Source organism: Streptomyces sp. NBC_00620, from assembly GCF_026341825.1.
In the GTDB taxonomy this organism is placed as follows: domain Bacteria; phylum Actinomycetota; class Actinomycetes; order Streptomycetales; family Streptomycetaceae; genus Streptomyces.
Window position 1 is genome coordinate 1,239,688 of sequence record NZ_JAPENY010000003.1, and the last position, 23,347, is coordinate 1,263,034.

Below are 23,347 nucleotides of genomic sequence, written 5' to 3' on the forward strand. Positions count from 1 at the left end.
GTTCAGCTGCCTGTTCCCCTTTCTTCGGAGGTCAGGCAGCTTGTTCCGGACTCAAACCCCGTCGTAGACCACGCGGTGACACAAGGCGGGTATCGAACCGGAGGCCAATTTGCCCATCGCGTCGGGAAGTTCCTCGAATCGGCACTCGCCCGTGACAAGTGCGTCGAAGGCCGGGTCGGCGAGCAGTTCGAGGGCGAGCGCGAACCGGTCGGCGTAGGTGCGGCCCGCTCGCCGCGCGGGGGAAAGGGAACCCACCTGGCTGCTGCGGACCGTCAGGCGCCGTGAGTGGAAGGCCTCCCCCAGCGGCAGGCTGATCCGCCGGTCGCCGTACCAGCTGAGTTCGATCACGGTGCCTTCAGGGGCGAGGAGTTCCAGCGCCCGCGAGAGCCCGGCCTCGGTGGCGCTGGCGTGCACGACGAGGTCGAGATCGCCGGCCGCGTCCTCGGGAAGCGCGAAGTCGACACCGAGTGCCCGCGCGATGTCACCGCGTGCCGGATCGGCATCGACGAGCTGGACCCGTACCCCCGGGAACCGGGCAAGGAGCGTGGCGACGGAGCAGCCGACCATGCCGCCGCCGACCACCGCGATCCGGTCGCCGATCAGCGGCGCGGCGTCCCACAGGGCGTTCACCGCGGTCTCCACGGTCCCGGCGAGCACGGCGCGCGAGGCCGGCACGGAATCCGGTACGACGGTCACGGCGCTCGCGGGGACGACGTACCGCGTCTGGTGCGGATACAGGCAGAAGACGGTCCGGCCGAGCAGCGCCGCGGGCCCCTCCTCCACCAGGCCGACGTTGAGATAGCCGTACTTCACGGGTGCCGGGAAATCGCCGTCCTGGAACGGTGCGCGCATCGCCGTGTACTGGTTCTCCGGTACGCCGCCACGGAAGACGAGGGTCTCGGTGCCCCGGCTCACCCCGGAATAGAGCGTGCGCACGAGCACCTCGTCCTCGGCGGGTTCCGACAAGGCTGTTTCCCGAATCTCGCCGTGTCCCGGCGAGCCGATCCAGAAGGCTCGGGCTGTGAGTTCCATGAGGGTCCCCTGAACGATCCGGCAGATCTTCACGTACGGAGCGGTGACAAGCCGCGCACTGTACGCGGCGTTGATCGACTCTGTCATACGGGCCGGCCGGGGTGACATCAGGCGGCTGCGTCAGAAGGCGTGGGAGTCCGGCTGGGACACGAGCGAACGGACCTCGTTCGCCAGTACCCGGCCCGTGTCCACCTCGGGAGAGACCAGTCGGGTGCGGGTGAGGGCGAAGGAGAGCCCCCGCTCGCGGTCGGCGAAGGCGATGCTGCCGCCGCTTCCGTGGTGGCCGAAGGATGTCGTCTCCCCCGCCATTTCGGGCAGGCCGAGGAAGTAGCCGAGCCCCTTGGTGGACCTGCCGAGGAACGTCCTGTCCTTGCCGTCGACGGCTACGGCGGAGGCGAGCCGTGTCCGCTCCGGGGTGAGCAGCCGTACGCCGTCGACCTCGCCGAGGAGCGCGGCATACATGCGCGCCGCCGCCCGCGCGGTGGTCGTACCGCCGGCGGGCAGGTCCGCGAGCAGGTAGTCGCGGCGGTTGGCCAGTTCGGCGGTGGTCCACACGCTGCGGTTCGGCGCGACGAGCCGGACGAACGGCACGGACGGCGGCAGGCTCTCCAGGTACACCGCCCAGTCGCCCTCCACCAGCGGTGCCGTGCGCGCCAGTTCGCTCTCCGGCAGTCCGTAGAAGAGCTCGTCGGCGACGCCGAGAGGCTCCGCGACGTACATGCGCAGCGCCTCGGCCGGAGTCAGGCCGGTGATCCGGCGCACGGTCTCGCCGAGGATCCAGCCGAACGTCCAGCCGTGGTAGCCGCTGGCGGTGCCGGGCTCCCACAGGGGTTCCTGCGCCGCGACGATCGCGCACATCGTGTCCCAGTCGCACAGCTCGGCCGGGGTGATGGCGGCAGGCAGCTGCGGTACGCCCGTGGCGTGGGTCAGGGCGTGCCGTACGGTGGCGCGGTCCTTGCCGTGGGCCCCGAACTCGGGCCAGTAGTGGGCGATCGGGGTGTCGTAGTCGACCAGCCCGCGGTCGGCGAGGATGTGAACGAGGGTCGCGGTGAAGCCCTTGCCGAGCGAGAAGCTGTGGATCAGCGTGTCGGGTGCGAGGGCTCTGCCCGGGGAGGCGTCGCCCGCGCACGCGTCGACGATCAGCTCGCCGTGCAGATGGACCGCCACCTGGAGACCGTTCTCCTGCCCGGACTCCACGAGCCGTTCGAGAACGGCACCGACCCGCGCCCGCATCCGTGCACCCACGTCGTCGCGACTCACCTGGGCATCATGGCACCGGTCTCCGACTCCGCAGGTGATCCCTCGGAGGACGCACGGGGCTTACCGGAGATCCGCCCGGCACGCTGGACCGGCACGAGGAGCGCCGCCAGGGCCGCGGCGAGGCAGAGCAGGGCGAGCAGGGTGAAGCCGTGGGTGTATCCGGAGGCGTACGGAAGGCCCGAGGGCTGGAGGTGCCCGGTGACCAGGACGCTGGTCACGGCCGCGCCGATGGAGCCGCCGATGGTGCGGATGTTGGCGTTCATGCCGGTCGCGGCGCCGGTCTGTTCGGCCGGGACGCTGCCGACGATCAGGTTGGCCATCGAGGCGAAGGCCAGTCCGATGCCGAGGCCGAAGATGCCCGCGGCGACGGCCACCTGCCACTGCTGGTCGTGCCAGAGGGCGAGGAAGCCGCAGGCCACGGCGCCGAGTGCGGCGCCGGTCGTGAGCAGTTTCTTGGCGCCCAGTACGGGTTCCAGGCGGCCGCTGAGCACACCCGAGCAGAACATCGCGATGAGCATCGGCAGCATGAGCAGTCCGGCCGCGGTGACGCTCGAGCCGAAGCCGTAACCCGCGGAGCTCGGGGTCTGTACGAAGCCGGGGAGGAAGGACCAGATCGAGTACATGCCCGCGCCGAACAGCAGGGCGGCGGCGTTGGTGGTCCACACGGCGGGCAGCCGCATGATGCGCAGGTCGATCAGCGGAGAACGGGAGCGCGCCTCGGCCAGCAGCCACAGCGCGAAGAGCAGCACGGCGGCGGCGAAAAGACCGACCACCCGGGCCGATCCCCAGCCCCACCGGCTCGCCTGGCTGAGCGGGAGCAGCAGGGCCACCAGCCAGCCGGAGAGCAGTACGGCGCCGAGCCAGTTGACGCGTCCCTCGGCCCGGCTGGGCGACTCGGGCACGTAGCGCAGGGCGATCAGCGTGGTGACGGCGACGATGCCGACGGGGAGCCAGAACAGCCAGCGGTAGTCGAGCGCGGTCACGATGGGACCGGCGGCCACCATGCCGACGCCGCCGCCCGCGGCGATCACGGCGGACAGGTTGCTGATGCTGGGGCTGACCTCGGCGGGGGTGAACTCGTCCCGGATGATGCCGAAGGACAGCGGGAACAGCGCGCCGCCGATGCCCTGGACGACCCGGGCGACGATGAGCACTCCGATGGTCGGGGCGAGCGCGGCGAGCAGACAGCCGATGGTCACGGTCACCAGGACGGCGACGAGGGTGCGCTTCTTGCCGATCAGGTCGCCGACGCGGCCGAGTATCGGGGTGAAGACCGATGCGGACAGCAGGTACGCCGTCATCACCCAGGTCGCGGTGGACTGCGAGGTGTGCAGCGCGTGCTGAACGGTCGGCAGGGCCGGCGCGATCAGCGACTGGAGCATGGAGAACACGCCAGCACCGGTCGCGAGGACCGCGAAGGTGAGGCGGGTGGACTTCCGGGGCATGAAAAGGGCCTCTCCGAGCAGGGCAGAGCGGAGCAGAGTCGCCGCGAGGCAGCGCCGAGCACTCCGGCGACGGCGCGGGGCGGTCGCTGAAGGGAAGGGATGGTGGGTACGGGCGGTGCGGCATGCGCAGGGCCCGGTACGGGGTCGAAGCGGGGGGCGGCGCGTCGGCGATGCGTGCGGCCGCACGCATCCACGCGGAGAACACCCCGACTGGTAAAGTGGAGGTACGCCTCCACTGTAGCGGAGGCCAACCTCCGCTTCAACCTCGTACCGGCCCCGGGAGGCAGCAGTGACGGCTCAGCCGTTCCCCGTCAGCGAGATCGTCGCGGCCCGGCGCCCGCACCGGAAGGACGCCGCGCGCAACTACGACGCCCTGATCGCCGCCGCGCGCGAGGCGTTCGCGGAGAACGGCGCCGAGACCTCGCTCGAGGACATCGCCCGCCGCGCGGGCGTCGGGATCGGCACCCTCTACCGGAACTTCCCGACCCGCCGCCACCTCTTCGAGAGCGTCTACGCGGACGAGGTCGACGACCTCTGCCAGGTCGCCCAGGACGTCGCCGTACTGGAGCCGTGGGAGGCGCTGGCCTCGTGGCTGCGCCGGTTCGTGGACTACACGGTGACCAAGCGGGCCATCCGCGAGGCGCTCAACAACGAGTCGGAGATCTTCCTGGCCTGCCGGGACTCGATGTACGCGGCGGGCGGTCCGCTGTTCGAGCGGGCGCAGAAGGCCGGCGAGGCGCGAGCCGACATGGCCTTCGACGACCTCCTGCGGATGGTCGCCGGGATCACCTCGACGACCTTCCTCGACGACGCCCAGCGCGACCGCGTCCTTGCCGTCGCCCTCGACGGCGTCCGCACCGCACGCTGACGAGGGAACTTCCCGACGGGGGCCGCACCGGGCGCGAACCCCAACTGGCTAGACTGCGCACCCTCGTACACGTGATCGCACCACGTGCGAGTGCATGCGCTCCCGAAGGGTTTCGACGCTTGATAGCCATCGAAGATGTCAGCAAGCGATACGCCGACGGCACAGTGGCCGTCGATCGCCTGTCACTCCAGATACCGAACCACTCCATCACCGTGCTCGTCGGGCCTTCGGGGTGCGGCAAGACCACCACGCTGCGCATGATCAACCGCATGGTCGAGCCGAGCGGCGGCACGATCCGGGTCAACGGCGAGGACATCCAGCGCCAGCCGGTCAACGCCCTTCGCCAGTCCATGGGTTACGTCATCCAGAACGCGGGGCTCTTCCAGCACCGCACGATCCTCGACAACATCGCCACGGTGCCGCGGCTGCTCGGCTGGACCAAGCAGCGCGCCCGGGCCCGCGCCGCCGAACTCATGGAACGGGTCGGCCTCGACAAGGACATGGCCCGCCGCTACCCCTACCAGCTCTCCGGGGGCCAGCAGCAGCGTGTCGGTGTCGCCCGCGCACTGGCCGCGGACCCGCCGGTGCTGCTGATGGACGAGCCGTTCTCCGCGGTCGACCCGGTCGTACGCCGGGGCCTGCAGGAGGAGTTGCTGCGCATTCAGGGCGAACTCGGCAAGGCGATCGTGTTCGTCACCCACGACATGGACGAGGCCATCAGGATCGGCGACCGCGTCGCGGTGCTGCGCACCGGCGGCAAGCTTGCCCAATTCGCCACTCCGGACGAGCTGTTGTCGTCGCCGGCCGACTCCTTCGTCGAGGAGTTCCTGGGCGCCGACCGGGGCATCCGCGGTCTGTCGTTCCTGTCCACGCGCGACCTCCCCCTGGACCGCTCCCGGGTCCTCCCGGTCGGCACCGACTGGCAGGAGACCGCCGGGCGCATCGGCGCGGAGGCACCCGTCCTGGTCACCGACGCCGACGGCAGGCCGCTGGGCTGGGCCGACCTCGCGACGTGGGCCGATGACGTCAAGACCCTTGAACCGTACGGGCAGACCTTCGAGATCGGCCGGGACTCGCTGCGCGTGGCCCTGGACCGGGCGGTGCTGTCGCCCACCGGCCAGGCGGTCGCCGTGGACGGCGCGGGGAAGGTGCTGGGCCTCGCCGGGCAGGAGAAGATCGCCGCGGCGATCCGCGCGGCCAGGCAGCAGCGGGCGGCGGACTCACCGGAGCTTCCGCCGCAGGTGAAGGCCGCGCGATGAACGGCTTCTTCGACATCCCGAGCGACCTCCAGAGCAGCTATCTCGGCCTGATCTCCACGCATATGCAGGAGGCGCTGATCCCGGTGCTCGTCGGCCTTCTGTTGGCGCTCCCGATCGGCCTGCTGTGCCTCCGCTTCAACTGGATCTATCCGCCGGTCCTCTGGTTCACCACGGTGCTGTACGCCATCCCCTCGATCGCCTTCTTCGTGGTGCTCATCGACTACACGGGACTGAGCAAGACGACCGTGATGATCCCGCTGTGCCTCTACAGCCTGGTGATCCTGGTCCCCGCGGTCGTCGACGGCGTCCGCTCGGTGCCCGAGGAGACGATCGCCGCCGCCACCGCGATGGGCATCGGTCCCGCGCGCCGTTACTTCCAGGTCCAACTCCCCATCGCCGTACCCGCGATCATGGCGGGACTGCGGGTGGCGACCGCGTCGAGCATCAGCCTGGTCAGCGTCGGGGCGCTGATCGGCAACGAGGGGGCGCTCGGCAATCTGCTGACCACCGCGATGCTCTACCACCGCCCGATCCTCGCCGTGAACTCGGTGGTCACCACCGCCGTCCTCGCGGTGCTGGTCGACGCCGTGCTCGTCCTGCTGCGGCGCGTGCTCACCCCCTGGCAGCCGCCCTCCGGCAGCAAGGCCGCACGCCGTACGCCGCCCAAGACCGCGGGCGCCGCCCGCACCCCGGAGAGCGTCTCGTGAACGTACTCAACTTCATGCAGAACTTCTTCACCGACGGCTCCCACTGGCACGGGTACGACGGGATCCCGCAGCGCGTGTGGGAGCACGTCCAGTACACCGCCGCGGCGCTCGCGATCGCCGCGGCCATCGGCCTGCCCGTCGGCCTTGTCACCGGCCACACCGGCCGCGGCGGCAACGCGCTGGCGTTCGTGGCCTCGGGGGCCCGGGCGCTGCCGACGTTCGGGCTCCTGGTGCTGATGTTCGTCTGGCTGGGCCTCGGCATCGTGCCCGTGATGATCCCGCTCGTGGTGCTGGCGATCCCCCCGATCCTCATCACCACGTACGAGGCGATCCGCACCCTGGACCCCTCCCCCGTCGACGCCGCCCGAGGCATGGGCATGTCGGAGGGGAAGATCCTTTTCCAGGTCGAGGTGCCGGCGGCGCTGCCACTGATCCTCAGCGGTCTGCGCTCGGCGACGATCCAGATCGTGTCGACGGCCACGATCGCCGCCTATGTGGCGCTGGGCGGGGTCGGCCGGTACATCCTGGACGGCCTGTACCAGCGCAACTTCGAGAAGACGGCCGGCGGGGCCGCCCTCATCGCCATCCTGGCGCTGCTCGTCCTCGTGGTGTTCTGGGCGGTGGCCCGGGTGGCGGTGTCCCCGGGGGTGCGCAGGCGCCGTACGGCCTGACGGAAATAGGGAGGGGGCGACGGACATGGTCCGTCGCCCCCTCCCTTGTGTCCTACTTCTGCGCGGTGGCCAGGGCGTGTTCGAGGACGACGAGGAGTGCGTCGCGTACCGATCCGCGTTCGCGGGCGTCGAACACGGTGAGCGGCACATGCTCGCCGACGTCGAGGGCCCACCGTACGTCGTTCAGGTCGTGCTCGACCTTGCCGTCGAAGGCGTTGATGGCCACCGCGAAGGGGATCTCGCGGTGCTCGAAGTAGTCGACGGCCGCGTAGCAGTCGTCGAGCCGCCGGGTGTCGACGATGACGAGGCCGCCAAGGGCGCCCTCCATCAGGTCGTCCCACATGAACCCGAAGCGCTCCTGGCCGGGGGTGCCGAACAGATAGAGCTTCAGCGTCGGGTCGAGGGTGACGCAGCCGAAGTCCATGGCGACGGTGGTCGTCACCTTCTGCGGGGTGTGGGAGAGGTCGTCGACGCCCGCGGCGACCGAGGTGATGGACGCCTCGGTGGTCAGCGGCTCGATTTCGGAAATGGCGCCCACCGTCGTGGTCTTGCCCACGCCGAAGCCGCCCGCGATGACCATCTTCACCGGCATCGGCGGCCGGGGACCCTCGGTGTCAGCGCTCACGGATCGCGCCCCGGGAGTCGGGGATAGCTCGGAGACCATCGATAACCCTTCGCAATACGGTGGCGTCGCGGGCGGAGTCGGCCTGCGGTGCGTACAAGGCCAGTTGACCGTCGGCGCGCAGATCGTCGGCGAGCACCCTGATCACATTCAAGTGCATCCGCAGTTTCGCCGCGATCTCCGCCAGCGACTGCGGCTGGCGGCAGACCGCGATGATGTCGCGGTGCTGGTCGAAGACGAAGGCGTCAAGTGCGGCAAGACCCAAGTCCGTTGCCACCACCTGGGTCTCGATCGGGATCGGCGGTACGAGACTGTCGCCGCCCGCGATCCGGCCCGCGGTGAGCAGGAAGGGCCGGACGACCGACGCGGGGGGCTCCGTGCCCCACGCGCTGTCGTCGTCGCCTGATGGCTCGCCGGCCGTCGTCACGTCCTGATCCCTTCGCCTCGCGGGTCGTCATGGACCGGCGACGTCCTCGTCGACCGTCAGCCGGTCGGTGCGATGCCCACGGTGTTCTTGAGTTCCATGACCAGCTGGGGGCTCAGGACGGCACCCGCGCGGTTGGCGAACAGCGTCATCTCGTACGCGATGTTGCCGAGCTTCGCCTCCTTGGAGGCGACCACGCCGAGCACCGCGCCCGCGCCGAGCGCAGACACCAGGACGTGTCCCTCCTCCAGGTCGATGATGACCTTGTTCAGGCCACCGAGCCCGTAGTTCCCGGACGCGCCCATGGCGAGGCTGGTGATGCCGGAGACGATCGCGGCGAGCCTCTCCGAGTCCGCCTGGCCGCGCAGTTGGGACACCGCGAGGAGCAGGCCGTCGGAGGAGACACCGATGACGTCGACGACCCCGGCGGTCTCGGTGGCGAATCGATTGAGCAGCCAATTGAAGTCGGCAGCGGCGGCCTTGACGTCCGTCACCGGTTCCGCGGCTCCGGATTCCGGCTTGCCTGTCAAATTGGTCACTTGCTCGTGCCTTCCGGGAATGAGGATCTGTTGTTCTGCGTGGTCTGCTCGGTCGGTGCTCCGGGGCTCATGTCCTCAGCCTCGCACTCGCTCTGGGCCCGCAGGACAGCGGCCTCGAACTCGTCGAGCTCGGACCGGGTGGCCTCCGGATCGACGGGCTGCCAGGCGGGCGGCCGCGGAGTCGGCATGGGCTGCTTGGGCAGGCGGGTCGACGCGGTGCTCGACGACAGGGTCGCACCGCGCACCCGGCGCCGCAGCGACCCGGTGGCGTCGTCTGAACCCGACGGGGCGGCGCCGGAGTTGGCCTTGCCGCGCCGCTGAATGAGCCCGTCCCTCGGATGGGCCAGGGCTTCCTCGCCGCCGGACACCGTCGCGGATTCCTGCCTGCGTCCGTGGCCGGGGGCTTCCTCGACCCGGGACCGTGACGGAACCCTGCGGGGCAGGGCCGAGGCGCCGGGCGCCGGCTCGACCGTCGAAGGGCGCGGCTCGGGCGGGCCGGAGCGGCGGGCGGCCGGCATGATGTGCGGGGCCCGCGCCGCGGCTCCCGTCGGGTCGGCGAGCAGCAGATGCGAGGAGGGGACCGCGACCGTGGCGGTGACGCCGCCGCCCGGGGTGCGGGACAGGACGACTTCGATGCCCCAGCGCCGGGACAGACCGCCGACCACGAAGAGGCCGAGGACCTCGGTGGGCGCCAGGTCGAGCCGCTCGCGGCGGATCAGGCGGGCGTTCTCCTCGGCCAGCCGCTCGGTGTTCATCCCGAGCCCATGGTCGATGATCTCGACTAGGGCGCCGCCGATGGAGCCGTGCCGGGGCCGCAGGACCACTTCGACGCTGCTGGACGCCGGGGAGAACATCACCGCGTTCTCCAGCAGTTCGGCGAGCATCAGCGTGAGATCGCCAACGATGTCAGGGGCGACCGTGACATCGCCTTCGGCGTGCGGGGTGACGCGCTGGTAGCCCTCGATCTGGCCGAGCGCGGCACGGACGATGTTGCTCAGCCGCATCGGGCCGGTGCTGAGGCCGCCCTCACGGATTCCGGCGAGCAGCATCAGGCTGTCGGCGTTGCGCTGGAGACGTACGGCGATGTGGTCGATGCGGTAGAGCCGGTCCAGTACCTCGGGGTCGGTCTCGCCGCGCTCCACCGAGTCGATCAGCGCGAGTTGACGTGCCGTCAGGTTGCTGACGCGACGGCCGACGTTGCCGAACATCTCGGCGATGTTGCGGCGGCTGACGACCTGGCGCTCCAGCAGGGCGGTCGCGGTGACCTGAACCTGGTTGAAGGCCTCGGCGAGTTCACCGATCTCGTCGCGGACCGGCACGGGTACGGCTTCCAGGCGCGGCGGGCTGGCGTCCTCGGCGTCGTCGTCCGCGACGCGGGCCAGCTCGTGCTCCGCCGCCGCGGCCACATGCTGGGCCGCCGAGGTGAGGCTCTGCACGGTCCGCACCACGGAACGGCGCATCAGCACCGAGAACAGGAACCAGGCCACGAAGGCGAGCAGGTTGCCGACGACCAGCCAGACCACCAGCCACCAGGCGCTGTTCGACGCGTCCTGGGTCTCGGCGGCGATCTCACCGATGAGCGACTCGGTGATCTTCAGCCGGTTCTGCGCCTGGCGCTCGTAGGTGGGGTCGGCGCTCAACGCTTCGTCGAGGACGCTGCCCAGCTGTTGCGCGTTCTCGGCGACCAGCGCGCCGGGGTCGACCTGGAGCTCGGCGTAGTGCTGGGCGATGACGCTCTGGTACGGGCTGTGTTCGATCCCGGCGAGGTCGCTGCCCTGTTCCTGGCTGGCGAACCGGGTGAACCGCTCGGCCTGGTAGGTGTACTGGTCGTAGTCACCGACGGCGCCGGTGTACTCGATCAGCGCGTTGGAGTTCTTGGTCCGGGCCGCGAAGACGCTGGTCTCGAAGGAGGCGTGGGCGGTGTCGGCGCGCAGCAGTGCGTCGAGCAGATTGCCCGCGGACGACGTGGACTCGCTGGGCGACTGGCCGAGGCCGAGGCCGTTGATCAGCCCCTCGATGACCGATCCGTACGCCGGGTCGATGTTGTCGGCCGGAATGGGCCCCGACTCGACGGTCTGCCGGAGGCTGTCCAGGCCCTCCAGTTCCTTGAGCGCCTGCGCCTCGGCGTCGGGCAGCCGGTCCCCGAAGGCCGAACGGACGGCATCCGCCTGGGTGTTGACCTGCTGCTGGGCATCAAGATAGGCAGCGGTCTCGGGTGGGCCCTCGTCGGAGGCGACGGCCTCGTAGCGCAGCGAGACGAGGAGCGCCTGCCGGTGCTCGGTCTGCACGCCGTCGATGAGCTTGGTGACCTCCGCGCTGTCCCGCACCAGTTGGGCGGTGTCGGCGGCGGAGACGGCCCGGTCGACCTGGAGGTAGACGAAGTAGGAGAGCATCACCGAGACGACCGTGAGCGGCACGATCACCAGGACGTTGAGCTTCCGACGGAAGGGCCAACGGTCAAGGAGGGTCGGAGTCCGGCCTATTCGGGTTGCCGCGGACGGCTCTCCCAGGACGGCTTTCCTGTGCGCGGGCACCAAACCTCCTTGACGTCACTCCATGGAAGCCCGCTGCCCGGGCTTGGTGGGTTCACGATCGCGACAGCGCGCTCAGGCCGGCAAGTGGAACAAGGCCCTCGACTCCGCCAACATTAGCGGCTGCCGGAAGTGTTCGGCCATGATCAACCAAACTCCGACATGCGGATACGTCCCGTTCGCGCGCATTTTGGCCACGTTGCGCCCACGGAATGAAGCCGCGCGGTCTCCAAAGGTGATCCAGTGGTGATCCTGTGGTGATGAAGTGGTCTCCGTCGGTGATCTATTCGTGTCTTGACGGTCCGTAAGCGGGCTCGATTGGATCGTCGGGACCATCGCAACGCCGCGCCCGTCGGGCCGCCGCTCCGCCCCATGCCAAGTCTGGATGACCAAGTGACCTTCGCCAGAAGCACCAGAACGTCCGCAACGTACGCTGTTTCCCTGCTGGTTGCGGCCACTGCCGCCCTGACGGGCTGCGGCTCCTCCGACTCCGGCAGCGACGACCCCTTGCAGGACGACGCCGCCGCCGGCGGGACGGTGGTGGTCGGCTCCAACAACTTCCCCGAGAGCATCCTGCTCGCCGACATCTACGGCGAGGCCCTCAAGTCCAAGGGCATCAAGGTCAGTTACAAGCTGAACATCGGCAGCCGTGAGACCACGTACGGACTGATCAAGAACGGCACGATCACGGTCATGCCCGAATACAACGGCGCTCTGCTGTCCTATCTGAATGCCGACGCGGTACCGACCTCGGTCGAGGACACCAACAAGTCCATCACCGCCGAACTCGATTCCAAGCTCACCCTGTTGGAGCCGTCCAAGGCCGAGGACAAGGACGCGGTCGCCATCAACGAGGCGACGGCCAAGAAGTACAGCCTCACCAGCGAGTCGACGATCGCCGACCTCGCCGACGTGGCCTCTGAGCTGGTCATCGGCGGTTCTCCCGAGTTCCAGACGCGCCAGCAGGGGCTGTTGGGCCTCAAGTCCGAGTACGGCCTTGAATTCAAGTCCTTCAAGGCGCTGGACGCGGGCGGTCCGCTGACGGTCGCGGCCCTCAAGGGGAACAACATTCAGGCCGCGGACCTTTTCACCACGGACCCCACCATCGCCGCCAACAAGTTCGTCGTCCTCAAGGACCCGAAGAATCTCTTCAGTTTCCAGAACGTGACTCCGCTGGCGTACAAGAGCGATCTCCCGGCCGAGGGCGTTTCCGTACTCAATGAGATATCGGCGAAGCTCGACACCGAAACCCTGATCGGGCTCAACAGCGAGGTGCAGGCCGACAACAAGGACCCGCTGGACGTGGCCAAGACGTGGCTGTCCTCCGCCGGACTGTCCTGACCCCTGCATGACGGCCGGGGCGGACAGCCGCTCCGGCCGGCGCCCGCCTCTGGGCGCGCGGTTGCCCTGGAACACACGGCTGAGGAGTACGTCCAGCATGCTCAACGGCCGTGACCTCGACGCGGACGCCGTCAGCCGGATCGCCGAGGGCACGATGACTCCCGCCGTGCACCCGGCGGCCCTGGAGGCGATGGAGCACACCCGGTGCGCCGCGCGGAAGCTGGCGGCGGAGGGCGCCCGGGTGTACGGGCGCAGCACCGGCGTCGGGGCGCACCGGGGCACCGTCGTCGAGGAGCGCGACGGCGACGGCCACGATCTGCGGCTGCTGCGCAGCCACGCGGGCGGCGTGGGCGAGCCGCTGCCCGCACGCCAGGTCCGCGCCATGATGGCGGTCCGGATCAACCAACTGCTGGCCGGCGGCTCGGGCCTGCGCCCGGAGATCGCCGAGACCATCGCGGCCGCGCTGCGAGCGGGGGTGCATCCCGCGGTCACCGAGTACGGGGCGGTGGGTACCGGGGATCTGACGGCGCTGGCCCAGTTGGGGCTGGCTCTTTTCGGGCATGGCGGGTGGGAAGGTTCCACGGCGGACGCCGGGAAGCCGGTTCCGGAGGCCCTGCGGATCGAACGCGGTGACGCGCTGGCCCTGTTGAGCAGCAGCGCCCTCACCCTGGGCCAGTCCGCGCTCGTCAGCCACGACCTGGGCGGGCTGTTGCGCGCCGCGCATGTGGTGGCCGCGCTGTCGCTGTACGCGATAGACGGCTCCCTTGAGCCGTACGCGCCGGAGGTTCACCGGGCCCACCCGCATCCGGCCATCGGGTGCTCCGCGGCATACGTACGACGGCTGCTCGGCGTTCCTGAGCGGCGGCCGGCCGGAGTGCCCGAGCAGCCCCTCCCGCCGTCCGCGCGGGTGCAGGACCCCTTCGGCTTCCGGTGCTTCCCTCAGGTGCACGGTCCGGCGACGGAGGCATGGGCGGGACTGGAGCGTGTGCTGTCCATCGACCTCAACTCCGCCACCGAGAACCCTCTGATCGGCTGGGACGAGGTCACGGGCGCCGCTGTCGCCCAGCATCACGGCGGTTTCTTCGCGGCGCCGCTCACCCTGGCCCTCGACCAGTTGTGCCTGGCCACGCTCGGCACGGCGCGGCTCTCCGCCGCCCGGCTGTCCGGCCTGTGCCGCCCCGAACTGACCGGGCTGCGCTCCTTCCTGGCCGACGGGGCATCGGCGGGTTCGGGCGTGATGATCCTGGAGTACAGCGCGTCGGCCGCGCTCGCGGAGGTCCAGGCGTGTGCCACCCCGGCCGCCCTCGGGCACGTGGTGCTGGCGCACGGGCTGGAGGAGGCGGCCAGCTTCGCCACCCAGGCGGCCCGCAAGGCGCTGCGGCTGACCGAGGCGTACCGGCTGGTGCTGGGCTGTGAACTCGTCGCCGCGGTACGGGCGTTGCGTCAGCGGGGTGCCTCGCCGGACCCGGCGGCCCCGGCGGGCCGGGCCTACGCGCGGGCGGCGGCGGTCCTGGACCCCGCCATGGCGGACCGGCCGCTCACGGACGACGTGGCGGCGACCACGGGCCTTCTCGCCGAATTCGCCGGATTCGCCGAGCTCGGCGGGCCCGATGAGACCGATGAGCCCGACGCCTTCGCGAAACTGTATGCAATATGAATCGTATGCAGTATCCTGACGGCTCTGACGGCCCCGGCTCGGAGGAGACATGGAAGATCTGGATCCCGAGGTGGTGCTGGGAATGGCTGCCCAGGCACCCGACGGCATAGTGATCATCGACCGCGAAGGACTGATCCGCTACTGGAACCGGGGCGCGGAGCGCATCTTCGGGTTCTCGGCGGGCGAGGTCGCCGGTCGCAGCCTGGACATCATCATCCCCGAGAAGCACCGGCAGCGTCACTGGGACGGCTTCGTGACGGCCATGGAGCAAGGGACCAGCAGGTACGGGGAAGCAGACCTCCTCTCGGTTCCCGCACTCGGGGCGGACGGCCGCAAGCTCTCCATCGAGTTCAGCGTCGTGCTGCTCGCCGATGCCGACGGCGGCGCGGCCCACTGCGGCGCGGTCATCCGGGATGTCACCGCACGCCGGGCCCGGGAGAAGGAACGGATGCGGCGCAACGAGGCCGCCACAACAGCCTGAGAAACGCCTCCACGAAGCAGGGCCACCGTCACGACGGTGGCCCTGCTTCGTGATGCGGGACTCAGGTCAGGCGACGACCTTGCCCTCGTGCAGCTTGCGGATGTCGTCCGCGTCGTAGCCGAGGTCCGCGAGCACCTCGTCGGTGTGCTCGCCGAGCAGCGGCGCACCCTCGATCTCGGGCTTGAAGCCGGAGAACTTGATCGGGCTGCCCACGGTCAGGTAGGTGCCGCGCTCCTTCTGCTCGACCTCGACGATCGTGCCGCTCTTGCGCATGTCGGGGTCGGCGGCGAGCTCCTTCATGCTGAGCACGGGCGCGCAGGGCACCTCGAAGGTGCGCAGGATGTCGACCGCCTCGTACTTGGTCTTGTCGGCCAGCCACTTCTCGATCTCGCCGAAGATGTCCATGATGCGCGGCTGGCGGGCCAGAGCGGTGGTGTACTCCGGGTCCTCGGCCCACTCGGGATGCCCGATGACCTCGCAGGTGCGCACCCAGTTCTGCTCCTGGATCGTGAAGTAGATGTAGGCGTTGGGGTCGGTCTCCCAGCCCTTGCACTTCAGGATCCAGCCCGGCTGGCCGCCGCCGCCGGCGTTGCCGCCACGGGGTACCGCGTCGCCGAACTCACCGTGCGGGTACTGCGGGTACTCCTCCAGGTAGCCGATCTTCTCCAGGCGCTGCTGGTCACGGAGCTTGACCCGGGTCAGGTTGAGCACGGCGTCCTGCATGGACACCGATACCTTCTGGCCGAGGCCCGTCGCGTTGCGCTGGATGATCGCGGTCAGCAGACCGATCATCAGGTGCATACCGCTGTTGCTGTCGCCGAGAGCCGAGCCGCTGATGGTGGGCGGACCGTCCCAGAACCCGGTGGTGGACGCGGCCCCGCCGGCGGCCTGGGCGACGTTCTCGTAGACCTTGAGGTCGCTCCACTTGGAGTCGTCGTTGAAGCCCTTGACCGAACCGAGGATCAGACGCGGGTTCAGCTCGTGGATGTAGTCCCAGCTGAGACCCATGCGGTCCATGGCGCCCGGCGCGAAGTTCTCGACCAGCATGTCCGACTCGCGGATCAGCTTCTCCATGATCGCCTTGCCCTCGGCGGTCTTGGTGTTGATGGCCAGCGAGCGCTTGTTGCTGTTCAGCATGGTGAAGTAGAGGGCGTCGAGGTCCGGGATGTCACGGAGCTGACGGCGCGTCACATCGCCGCCGTTGATGCGCTCGACCTTGATGACGTCGGCGCCGAACCAGGCGAGCATCTGTGTACACGCGGGACCGGCCTGGACCCCGGTGAAGTCGATCACCTTGATTCCGGCGAGCGGCTTTTCACTCATGGTGTATTCCTTCTCCTGAATGCTCTCAGTTGCGAGAGTCGGCTGTGCGGGGGCGGTTGTCGCGGGGTGGAGCGCTCGGGGCCGAGGCGCTCACTTCTTCTTGGGCGTGATGTTGCCGACGGTGATGCCCTTGGGGTTGAGGTGCGCGATGTGGCCGCTCTCGGTGCCGGCCGAGGGGTCGATCACACAGTCGATGAGCGCCGGGCCGCCCGTGGCCAGCGCATCGATGAGGGCCGCGGTGACCTCGGCGGGCGTGGTCGCGCGATAGCCCTTGCCGCCGAACGCCTCGATCATCAGGTCGTGGCGAGCCGAGAGCATCAGGGTGGTCGGCGACGGGGCGTCGTCGAGGGGGTTGACGTCGTCTCCGCGGTAGACGCCGCCGTTGTTCATGATCACGGTGACCACGGGCAGCTTGTAGCGGCAGATCGTCTCCAGCTCCATGCCGCTGAACCCGAAGGCGCTGTCGCCCTCGACGGCCACGACCGGGTCGCCGCTCTCGACGGCGGCGGCGATCGCGTACCCCATGCCGATGCCCATGACGCCCCAGGTGCCGCTGTCGAGGCGGTGCCGGGGTACGTGCATATCGATCACGTTGCGCGCGATGTCCAGCGCGTTGGCGCCCTCGTTGACGATGTACGTCTCGGGGCGCTCGACCACGACGTCGCGTACCGCCTTCAGCGCGCCCATGAACTGCATCGGGCTCGGGTCGGCCTTGAGGCGCTCCGCCATCTTGGCGACGTTCTGCGCCGAGCGCGAGGCCAGTTCCTCCCGCCACGCGGTGGGGGCGGCGATCTGGCCGGGCTTGGTCCGCTCGGCGATCGCGTCGAGCACGGACTCGATGTCACCGACCAGCGGGGCCGCGATGGGCTGGTTGCTGTCCATCTCCTTGGGCTCGATGTCGATCTGGATGAACTTCGCGTCCGGGTTCCAGCTCGGTGCTTCGCCGTGGTTGAGCAGCCAGTTCAGGCGGGCGCCGACGAGGACCACGACGTCGGCCTTCTTCAGGGCCAGCGAACGGGCGGTGGCCGCCGACTGCGGGTGGTTGTCGGGCAGCAGGCCCTTGGCCATCGACATCGGTACGTAGGGAATGCCGGTGGACTCGATGAACTCGCGGATCTTGTCGTCCGTCTGCGCGTAGGCGGCGCCCTTGCCGAGCATGACCAGGGGCCGCTGCGCCCCCGCAAGCAGCTCGATCGCGCGGTCCACCGCCTCCGGCGCGGGCAGCTGGCGCGGCGCCGGGTCGACGAGCCGGCTCAGCGTCTTGGCGCCCGCCTCCGCGTCCATGATGGAGCCGAGTACCGCGGCCGGGATGTCGAGGTAGACACCGCCGGGACGTCCGGATATCGCGGTGCGCAGCGCTCGGGCGATACCGCGGCCGATGTCCTCGACCCGGCTCACGCGGTACGCGGCCTTCACGAACGGCTGCGCCGCGGCGAGTTGGTCCATCTCCTCGTAGTCGCCCTGTTTGAGGTCGACGAGGTGGCGCTCGCTGGAGCCGGAGATCTGGACCATCGGGAAACAGTTCGTGGTCGCGTTCGCCAGCGCGACAAGCCCGTTGAGGAAGCCCGGTGCGGACACCGTCAGCGCCACTCCGGGCTTCTTCGTGAGGTAACCGGCCGCCGCAGCCGCGTGTCCCGCGTTGCTCTCGTGGCGGAAGCCGATGTAACGGATGCCCTGCGCCTGCGCGAGGCGGGCCAAGTCGGTGATCGGGATGCCGACCACCCCGTAGATGGTGTCCACGTCGTTCAACTTGAGCGCGTCGACGACCAGGTGATACCCGTCGGTGAGCTCCGTCGGAACGTCGGCGGTCGCCGCTGTCTCCAGTGTCGAGGGGGCGGTCATGATCCGAGGTCCTCCTTGGGCAGGTCCTGCCAGTGCGGCTACTCACCTCACCTTCGTGAGCCGCGCTCCCCGCGTCCAAGACCCATCGACGACCAGCTGATAAACAGCATCTATCGACGGCCGGTGGCGAGCCCCTGACCTGCGGCGCGACCCCCTTGATAGACACCTGCTATCGGCCGGTCGCCAGTGCGTATTGGACGCGCACCGCACACCACCGCAGGCTCGCAGAGGACTGGTTCATCAGACGTGGCACGGGAGGTGGAGTCATGGCCGTTCCGGCGGCGGCATCCGTGCGCGACGCGGACCGGTACCGGCCACCCGCGGTCACGGGCCTCGCCGATCTCCTCGACCGGCACGTACGCGAGCGTCCGCACGCCCGGGCCCTCGTCGTCACCGGGGACCGGGTGCACCTGTCCTACCGCGCCCTCGCGGCTCTCGCCGACGGCGTGGCGGCCCGGCTCGGTGGCACGGGGCTGCGTCGCGGTGACGCGATCGGGCTGATCTGCGCCAACAACGTGGAGTTCGTCGTCGCGCTCCTGGGTGCGGCGCGGGCCGGTCTGGTGGTCGCCCCGCTGGACCCGACACTGCCCGGGTCCCAGCTGTCCGCCCGGCTCGAAGCGCTGGGCGCACAGGCGCTCCTGCTCGGTCCTTCGGTGGCCGACGCGCCGCCGGCCGCCGAGGTCGCTCTCCCGACCTGGCCGCTCCGCGTTATCGCCTCCCGTGCCGGGACGGCGGCGGTCGACCTCGACACCGGCGCGCGTGCGGTGCGCCGAGTGCGGGGCGCGGCCCCCGAACTCTCGGAGCAGGACGCCCTCGTCCTGTTCACGGCGGGCACCACCGCCCGCGCCAAGATGGTCCCCCTGACGCACGCCAACGTGGCCGCGTCCGTGCGGGGCATCTGCGCCACCTACGAGCTGGGGCCGGCCGACGCGACGGTCGCGGTGATGCCGTTCTTCCACGGCCACGGGCTGTTCGCGGCGCTCCTGGCGTCCCTGGCCAGTGGCGGATGCGTACTGCTGCCCGAGCGGGGACGGTTCTCGGCGCGCACGTTCTGGGACGACATGCACGCCGCGGGCGCCACCTGGTTCACCGCGGTCCCGACCATCCACGAAATCCTCCTCGACCGGGCGGAGACCGAATACCCGGGCCCGCAGACACCGCCGCTGAAGTTCGTCCGCAGCTGCAGCGCGCCCCTCAACACGGCCACCCAGCGGGCGCTTGAGCGCACGTTCGGAGCGCCGCTCCTTTCCGCATACGGGATGACCGAGTCCGCGCACCAGGCCACCAGTGAGCCGCTGCCGCCAGGCCCCCTGAAGCAGGGGTCGGTCGGCCGGCCCACCGGAGTGGAGCTCCGTGTCGTCGACCCGAGCGGGCGGACGTGTCCGGTCGGCACCGAGGGCGAGGTGTGGGTGCACGGTCCGACCGTCGCCCGCGGCTACCTCGGCGACCCCGGCGAGACGGCCCGCAGTTTCGCCGACGGGTGGCTGCGCACCGGTGACCTGGGCCGCCTGGACAAGGACGGGTACCTGTCCCTCACCGGACGCATCAAGAACCTCATCAACCGCGGCGGCGAGAAGATCTCGCCCGAGCATGTCGAGGACATCATCGCCGGGTGTCCCGGAGTCGCCGAGGCGGCCGTGTTCGCCGTCCCCGACGCGGTCTACGGGCAGCGGGTCGGTGCCGCCGTGGTCCTGCGCGAGGGCGAGAGCATCGGGTCCGAGCAGATCCTGCGGTACGCCCGTGACCGGCTGGCACCCTTCGAGGTTCCCGACCGGATCGAGCTCGTCGCCGCGCTGCCGCACACCGCCAAGGGAGCGCTCGACCGGCTTGCGGTGGAGGCCACGTACGCGCCCTGAGGCGGCCCCGGCTCAGCGCACGCGGTGCTCCGCGGCCAGCGGCTGGTTGAAGAAGTCGTCGAGTGCCAGTCCCGTCGCCGCGTTGACGAACGCCCGGGCCGCGACCGAGCCGGGGGTCGCCGCGTGGATCGCCACCGACACCTGCGCCCCGGCCTCCGGGTCGACCAGGGGCAGCGCTCTCGTGCGGCCGATCACCGGCATCGCGCGCAGCCACGCGTGCGGCACGATGCTCGCCCACTCACCGCCGCCGACGTGCGCGTAGAGGGAGGCGATCGAGTCCGTCTCCACCTGCGGGGTCACCACGAACCCCTTGTCGGCGAACACGCTGTCGATGATCTGGCGGATCCTCATGTCGGGGGTCAGCAGCGCGAGCGGCAGCTGGGCCGCGTCCGCCCAGGTCATCGTGGAGGTGGTCTGCGAGGTCAGCTGGTCGGCGGAGATCAGGAGCATGTACCGCTCCTGGTACAGCGGGACGACCTGCAGGCCCTCCTGGTCACCGGGGTCGAAGTGGGCGATCGCCACGTCCAGCTCGAAGTCGCGCAGCTGGCGGTGGAGTTCCTTCGTCGACAGCCGGGAGCGGACCTGCACCTTGGCCAGCGGGTGGGCCGCGCAGAACGCGGCCACGGGCAGCGCCAGGGTCGTCGACGCCGTGGGGTCCGTGCCCAGCCGCAGGGTTCCGGTGATGCCGGACTGTACGGCGGCCACCTCGGCCTTGAAGGCGTCCTGCTCGGCGAGGATCCGCTTGGCCCATACGACGAGCCGTTCGCCCTCCGGGGTGAGGCCCTGGTAGTTGTGCCCGCGGTTGATCAGCGTGACGTTCAGCTCGCGCTCCAGCTTGGCGATCGCCGCCGAGAGCGCGGGCTGCGAGACGTAGCAGGATTCCGCCGCCCGGGCGAAGTGCCTCTCCCTGGCCACCGCTACGAAGTACTCCAGCTGACGGAACAGCATGAACGACTCCTCGCTGGTGCCATGTGATCGGCCAAGCCTACCCAGCCTGGCTGGTCACGCCCGTTGTCCGCCCCGTTGTCAGCTCCGTTGCCCGCCCCGTTGCCCGCCCCGTTGCCCGCCCCGTTGCCCGCCCCGTTGCCCGCCCCGTTGCCCGCCCCGTTGCCCGCCCCGTTGCCCGTGCTGCTGCCCGTGCTGCTGCCCGTGCTGCTGTCAGCTCTGCTGTCCGCTCCGCGCCAGCAGGTCGGTCGCGGCGTGGACCGCGCGCAGGTTGGGTGCCTCGGCGCCGGAGATGTCGGCCATCTCCACCACCGCGGTCACGATGGCGTCGAGCTCCAGCTGCTTGCCGGCCTCCAGGTCCTGGAGCATCGACGTCTTGTGGTGCCCCACCCCTTCGGCACCGCGCAGCCGCTTCTCGATGGAGATGTCGGGTGTGCTGCCGACCCTGGACGCGATGTCGAGGGTCTCCTCCATGAGAAGGGTGACCAGCCGCCGGGTGGGAGCGTGCCGGCAGATGTCCGCCATCGTCGCCCGGGTCAGCGCACTGATCGGGTTGAAGGCGACATTGCCCATCAGCTTGATCCAGATGTCGTCGCGCAGATTGGGCTCCACCGGGCTCTTCAGCCCGCCCGCGACCATGGCCTCGCTCAGGGCCGTGCACCGGTCGGAGACCCCGCCCGCCGGCTCACCGATGGAGAACCTGGTGCCCTCGAGGTGCCGGATGACTCCTGGGGCCTCGATGACGGTGGCGGGGTAAACCACACAGCCGATGGCCCGCTCCGGTGGCAGCACCCGGCTGGTGGCGCCGTCCGGGTCGACCGCCTCGATCCGCCGGCCTTCGTAGGGACCGGCCAGTTTGTGGAAGTACCACCACGGAACGCCGTTCTGACCGGCCACCACCGCCGTCCGGTCGCCGAGCAGCGGGGCCACCAGCGATCCGCTGGACGGGTAGGAGTGCGCCTTCAGCCCCAGGAACACGTAGTCCACGGCACCGATCTCGGCCGGATCGTCCGTGGCGTGGGGCCGTGCCACGAAGTCGCCGCGCGGGCTCTTCACCTGGACCCCGTGAGCCCGTATCGCCTTCAGATGCTCACCGCGCGCGATCAGGTGGACCTCTGCCCCACCGCGGTGCAGTGCCGCTCCGACATAGGCGCCGATCGCACCGGCTCCGAGAACGGCGATTTTCATGGCGGCTCCTCTTCGAAGGGGTCGTGATGAATACTGTATGCAGTATCCTTGCGAGATGTACAGTCTCGTGGCACAGAGCCACGTGATACGGAGCCAAGGGGGCAGCTCGTGCTGATCGACACGCATGGCCGGATCGCCACCGATCTACGGGTCTCACTGACCGACCGGTGCAATCTGCGGTGCACGTACTGCATGCCGGAAGAGGGCCTGCGGTGGCTGCCCAAGCCGGAGTTGCTCACGGACGACGAGATCGTGCGGATGGTCTCGATCGCGGTGACCGAGCTGGGCGTGACCGAGGTGCGCTTCACCGGCGGCGAGCCGCTGCTCCGCCCTGGCTTGGTGGGCATCGTCGAGCGCTGCGCCGCCCTGGAGCCGCGCCCCAGGCTGTCACTGACCACCAACGGCATCGGCCTGGCCCGCACGGCCGAGGCGCTGCGCACCGCCGGGCTCGACCGGGTCAACGTCTCGCTCGACACCCTGAACCCGGAGGTCTTCCGCACCCTCACCCGCCGCGACCGGCACCACGACGTCCTCGCCGGCCTCACCGCCGCCCACGACGCGGGCCTCACCCCGGTCAAGGTCAACACGGTCCTGATGCGCGGCGTCAACGACGGCGAGGCCGCCGACCTGCTCGCCTGGGCCCTCCGCCACGGCTACGAGCTGCGGTTCATCGAGCAGATGCCGCTGGACGCCCAGCACGGCTGGCAGCGCGAGGACATGGTCACCGCCGCCGAGATCATCGAGCGGCTCTCGGCCCGTTTCGCCCTCACCCCCGAGCCCTCCGCGGTACGCGGCTCCGCGCCCGCCGAACGCTGGCTGGTCGACGGCGGACCCGGCCGGGTCGGAGTGATCGCCTCCGTCACCCGGCCGTTCTGCCGCGCCTGCGACCGCACCCGGCTCACCGCCGACGGGCAGGTCCGCGACTGTCTGTTCGCCCGCGAGGAGTCCGACCTGCGTGCTGTTCTGCGTTCCGGTGCGCCGGACCGGGAGATCGCCGACAGCTGGCGCACCGCGATGTGGGGCAAGAAGCCGGGCTCGGGCCTCGACGACCCGTCCTTCCTCCAGCCGCAACGCCCCATGTCCGCGATCGGCGGCTGACCACCGACTTGGGGCCGGTGAGCCGCACCGGCCCCGAGCGCCGGTGCGGCCCGCCGGTCAACGCAGCAGCCGGACCGCGGCGACCACCACCGGGTCGAGCCCGTCCGCTCCGGCGTCGACGAACTCGTACAGCCGGTTGCGCATGCGCGGGTCCCAGAACTTGCCGATGTGTCCGGCGATCGCCTCGGCGGCCGCGTCACCCGGCAGGTGCACATGGTTCGCCGCGATCTGGTTCGCCATCCTGGACTCCGGTGCCAT

At 70.1% G+C, this 23,347-nt stretch carries 21 protein-coding genes; 9 read left to right on the top strand and 12 right to left on the bottom strand.

The annotated features are described in order from the left end of the window. Positions 1-51 precede the first annotated feature (51 nt). The 3 genes from OG246_RS36800 to OG246_RS36810 form a co-directional block, all read right to left on the bottom strand. A complete protein-coding gene (locus OG246_RS36800; RefSeq protein ID WP_266473134.1) occupies positions 52-1,032 on the bottom strand; it encodes a zinc-binding alcohol dehydrogenase in 981 nt (326 codons plus the stop codon). A 120-nt stretch (positions 1,033-1,152) separates the two neighbouring features. Continuing rightward, on the bottom strand, positions 1,153-2,292 hold the full coding sequence (locus OG246_RS36805) for a serine hydrolase domain-containing protein (protein ID WP_266473135.1): 1,140 nt from the start codon (positions 2,290-2,292) through the stop codon (positions 1,153-1,155). Then, positions 2,289-3,737, bottom strand: a complete 1,449-nt coding sequence (locus OG246_RS36810) for an MFS transporter (protein WP_266473137.1) — start codon at positions 3,735-3,737, stop codon at positions 2,289-2,291. Before OG246_RS36810 ends, OG246_RS36805 begins: the two co-directional genes overlap by 4 nt. 289 nt (positions 3,738-4,026) lie before the next feature. Between OG246_RS36810 and OG246_RS36815 the strand changes: the two genes are divergently transcribed. The 4 genes from OG246_RS36815 (at position 4,027) to OG246_RS36830 (ending at position 7,242) form a co-directional block, all read left to right on the top strand. Then, a complete protein-coding gene (locus tag OG246_RS36815; protein WP_266473140.1) occupies positions 4,027-4,605 on the top strand; it encodes a TetR/AcrR family transcriptional regulator in 579 nt (192 codons plus the stop codon). 119 nt (positions 4,606-4,724) lie between these two features. Further along, positions 4,725-5,864: an ABC transporter ATP-binding protein gene (locus OG246_RS36820; RefSeq protein ID WP_266473142.1), complete on the top strand. Its 1,140-nt coding sequence runs from the start codon at positions 4,725-4,727 to the stop codon at positions 5,862-5,864. Next, positions 5,861-6,571, top strand: a complete 711-nt coding sequence (locus OG246_RS36825) for an ABC transporter permease (RefSeq protein ID WP_266473144.1) — start codon at positions 5,861-5,863, stop codon at positions 6,569-6,571. Before OG246_RS36820 ends, OG246_RS36825 begins: the two co-directional genes overlap by 4 nt. Next, positions 6,568-7,242: an ABC transporter permease gene (locus OG246_RS36830; protein WP_266473145.1), complete on the top strand. Its 675-nt coding sequence runs from the start codon at positions 6,568-6,570 to the stop codon at positions 7,240-7,242. The genes OG246_RS36825 and OG246_RS36830 overlap by 4 nt, the downstream gene beginning before the upstream one ends. Before the next feature lie 52 nt (positions 7,243-7,294). Here the strand turns inward: OG246_RS36830 and OG246_RS36835 are convergent, their stop codons facing one another. From OG246_RS36835 to OG246_RS36850, 4 genes are read right to left on the bottom strand one after another with little or no spacing between them, the layout of a single operon-like run. Beyond that, entirely contained in the window at positions 7,295-7,834 is a 540-nt protein-coding gene (locus OG246_RS36835) for an ATP/GTP-binding protein (RefSeq protein ID WP_266474974.1), read from the bottom strand. A 22-nt stretch (positions 7,835-7,856) separates the two neighbouring features. Then, the gene (locus OG246_RS36840; RefSeq protein ID WP_266473146.1) at positions 7,857-8,291 is read right to left on the bottom strand and encodes a DUF742 domain-containing protein; all 435 of its coding nucleotides are present in this window, start codon (positions 8,289-8,291) and stop codon (positions 7,857-7,859) included. Between the two features lie 56 nt (positions 8,292-8,347). Beyond that, complete coding sequence (locus OG246_RS36845; RefSeq protein ID WP_266473148.1) at positions 8,348-8,827, bottom strand: roadblock/LC7 domain-containing protein; 480 nt, start codon at positions 8,825-8,827, stop codon at positions 8,348-8,350. After that, a complete protein-coding gene (locus tag OG246_RS36850; RefSeq protein WP_266473149.1) occupies positions 8,824-11,361 on the bottom strand; it encodes an ATP-binding protein in 2,538 nt (845 codons plus the stop codon). The genes OG246_RS36845 and OG246_RS36850 overlap by 4 nt, the downstream gene beginning before the upstream one ends. A 390-nt stretch (positions 11,362-11,751) precedes the next feature. On the opposite strand from OG246_RS36850, the gene OG246_RS36855 reads away from it, so the two are divergent. The 3 genes from OG246_RS36855 to OG246_RS36865 all read left to right on the top strand — a co-directional run bounded on the left by OG246_RS36855 (position 11,752) and on the right by OG246_RS36865 (position 14,837). Beyond that, a complete protein-coding gene (locus OG246_RS36855; protein WP_266473151.1) occupies positions 11,752-12,699 on the top strand; it encodes an ABC transporter substrate-binding protein in 948 nt (315 codons plus the stop codon). A 97-nt stretch (positions 12,700-12,796) separates the two neighbouring features. Then, complete coding sequence (locus OG246_RS36860; RefSeq protein ID WP_266473153.1) at positions 12,797-14,356, top strand: aromatic amino acid ammonia-lyase; 1,560 nt, start codon at positions 12,797-12,799, stop codon at positions 14,354-14,356. 49 nt (positions 14,357-14,405) lie between these two features. Next, a complete protein-coding gene (locus OG246_RS36865; protein WP_266473155.1) occupies positions 14,406-14,837 on the top strand; it encodes a PAS domain S-box protein in 432 nt (143 codons plus the stop codon). A gap of 66 nt (positions 14,838-14,903) precedes the next feature. On the opposite strand, the gene frc is transcribed toward OG246_RS36865, so the two are convergent. Further along, complete coding sequence (gene frc / locus OG246_RS36870; protein ID WP_266473156.1) at positions 14,904-16,160, bottom strand: formyl-CoA transferase; 1,257 nt, start codon at positions 16,158-16,160, stop codon at positions 14,904-14,906. Between the two features lie 90 nt (positions 16,161-16,250). Continuing rightward, positions 16,251-18,002 carry an oxalyl-CoA decarboxylase gene (gene oxc / locus OG246_RS36875; protein ID WP_266473157.1) on the bottom strand — a complete coding sequence of 584 codons (1,752 nt, stop codon included), beginning with the start codon at positions 18,000-18,002 and terminating at the stop codon, positions 16,251-16,253. A gap of 266 nt (positions 18,003-18,268) precedes the next feature. Between oxc and OG246_RS36880 the strand changes: the two genes are divergently transcribed. Next, the gene (locus OG246_RS36880; RefSeq protein WP_266473158.1) at positions 18,269-19,858 is read left to right on the top strand and encodes a FadD7 family fatty acid--CoA ligase; all 1,590 of its coding nucleotides are present in this window, start codon (positions 18,269-18,271) and stop codon (positions 19,856-19,858) included. A gap of 12 nt (positions 19,859-19,870) precedes the next feature. Here OG246_RS36880 and OG246_RS36885 read toward each other — a convergent pair whose 3' ends face one another. After that, complete coding sequence (locus OG246_RS36885) at positions 19,871-20,806, bottom strand: LysR family transcriptional regulator (protein ID WP_266473159.1); 936 nt, start codon at positions 20,804-20,806, stop codon at positions 19,871-19,873. A gap of 210 nt (positions 20,807-21,016) precedes the next feature. Further along, the gene (locus OG246_RS36890; protein ID WP_266473160.1) at positions 21,017-21,991 is read right to left on the bottom strand and encodes a 2-dehydropantoate 2-reductase; all 975 of its coding nucleotides are present in this window, start codon (positions 21,989-21,991) and stop codon (positions 21,017-21,019) included. Between the two features lie 108 nt (positions 21,992-22,099). On the opposite strand from OG246_RS36890, the gene moaA reads away from it, so the two are divergent. Continuing rightward, on the top strand, positions 22,100-23,089 hold the full coding sequence (gene moaA, locus OG246_RS36895; RefSeq protein ID WP_266473161.1) for a GTP 3',8-cyclase MoaA: 990 nt from the start codon (positions 22,100-22,102) through the stop codon (positions 23,087-23,089). A 57-nt stretch (positions 23,090-23,146) separates the two neighbouring features. On the opposite strand, the gene OG246_RS36900 is transcribed toward moaA, so the two are convergent. Next, positions 23,147-23,329: a formate dehydrogenase subunit delta gene (locus OG246_RS36900; protein WP_266473163.1), complete on the bottom strand. Its 183-nt coding sequence runs from the start codon at positions 23,327-23,329 to the stop codon at positions 23,147-23,149. Positions 23,330-23,347 lie beyond the last annotated feature (18 nt).

Excerpts from the sequence above, each read along its gene's own strand:
- OG246_RS36800 (WP_266473134.1), bottom strand. The coding sequence starts at position 1,032 with ATGGAACTCACAGCCCGAGCCTTCTGGATCGGCTCGCCGGGACACGGC.
- OG246_RS36810 (WP_266473137.1), bottom strand. The coding sequence starts at position 3,737 with ATGCCCCGGAAGTCCACCCGCCTCACCTTCGCGGTCCTCGCGACCGGT.
- OG246_RS36825 (WP_266473144.1), top strand. The coding sequence starts at position 5,861 with ATGAACGGCTTCTTCGACATCCCGAGCGACCTCCAGAGCAGCTATCTC.
- OG246_RS36835 (WP_266474974.1), bottom strand. The coding sequence starts at position 7,834 with ATGCCGGTGAAGATGGTCATCGCGGGCGGCTTCGGCGTGGGCAAGACC.
- OG246_RS36860 (WP_266473153.1), top strand. The coding sequence starts at position 12,797 with ATGCTCAACGGCCGTGACCTCGACGCGGACGCCGTCAGCCGGATCGCC.
- OG246_RS36865 (WP_266473155.1), top strand. The coding sequence starts at position 14,406 with ATGGAAGATCTGGATCCCGAGGTGGTGCTGGGAATGGCTGCCCAGGCA.
- frc (WP_266473156.1), bottom strand. The coding sequence starts at position 16,160 with ATGAGTGAAAAGCCGCTCGCCGGAATCAAGGTGATCGACTTCACCGGG.
- oxc (WP_266473157.1), bottom strand. The coding sequence starts at position 18,002 with ATGACCGCCCCCTCGACACTGGAGACAGCGGCGACCGCCGACGTTCCG.
- OG246_RS36880 (WP_266473158.1), top strand. The coding sequence starts at position 18,269 with ATGGCCGTTCCGGCGGCGGCATCCGTGCGCGACGCGGACCGGTACCGG.
- OG246_RS36885 (WP_266473159.1), bottom strand. The coding sequence starts at position 20,806 with ATGCTGTTCCGTCAGCTGGAGTACTTCGTAGCGGTGGCCAGGGAGAGG.
- OG246_RS36890 (WP_266473160.1), bottom strand. The coding sequence starts at position 21,991 with ATGAAAATCGCCGTTCTCGGAGCCGGTGCGATCGGCGCCTATGTCGGA.
- OG246_RS36900 (WP_266473163.1), bottom strand. The coding sequence starts at position 23,329 with ATGGCGAACCAGATCGCGGCGAACCATGTGCACCTGCCGGGTGACGCG.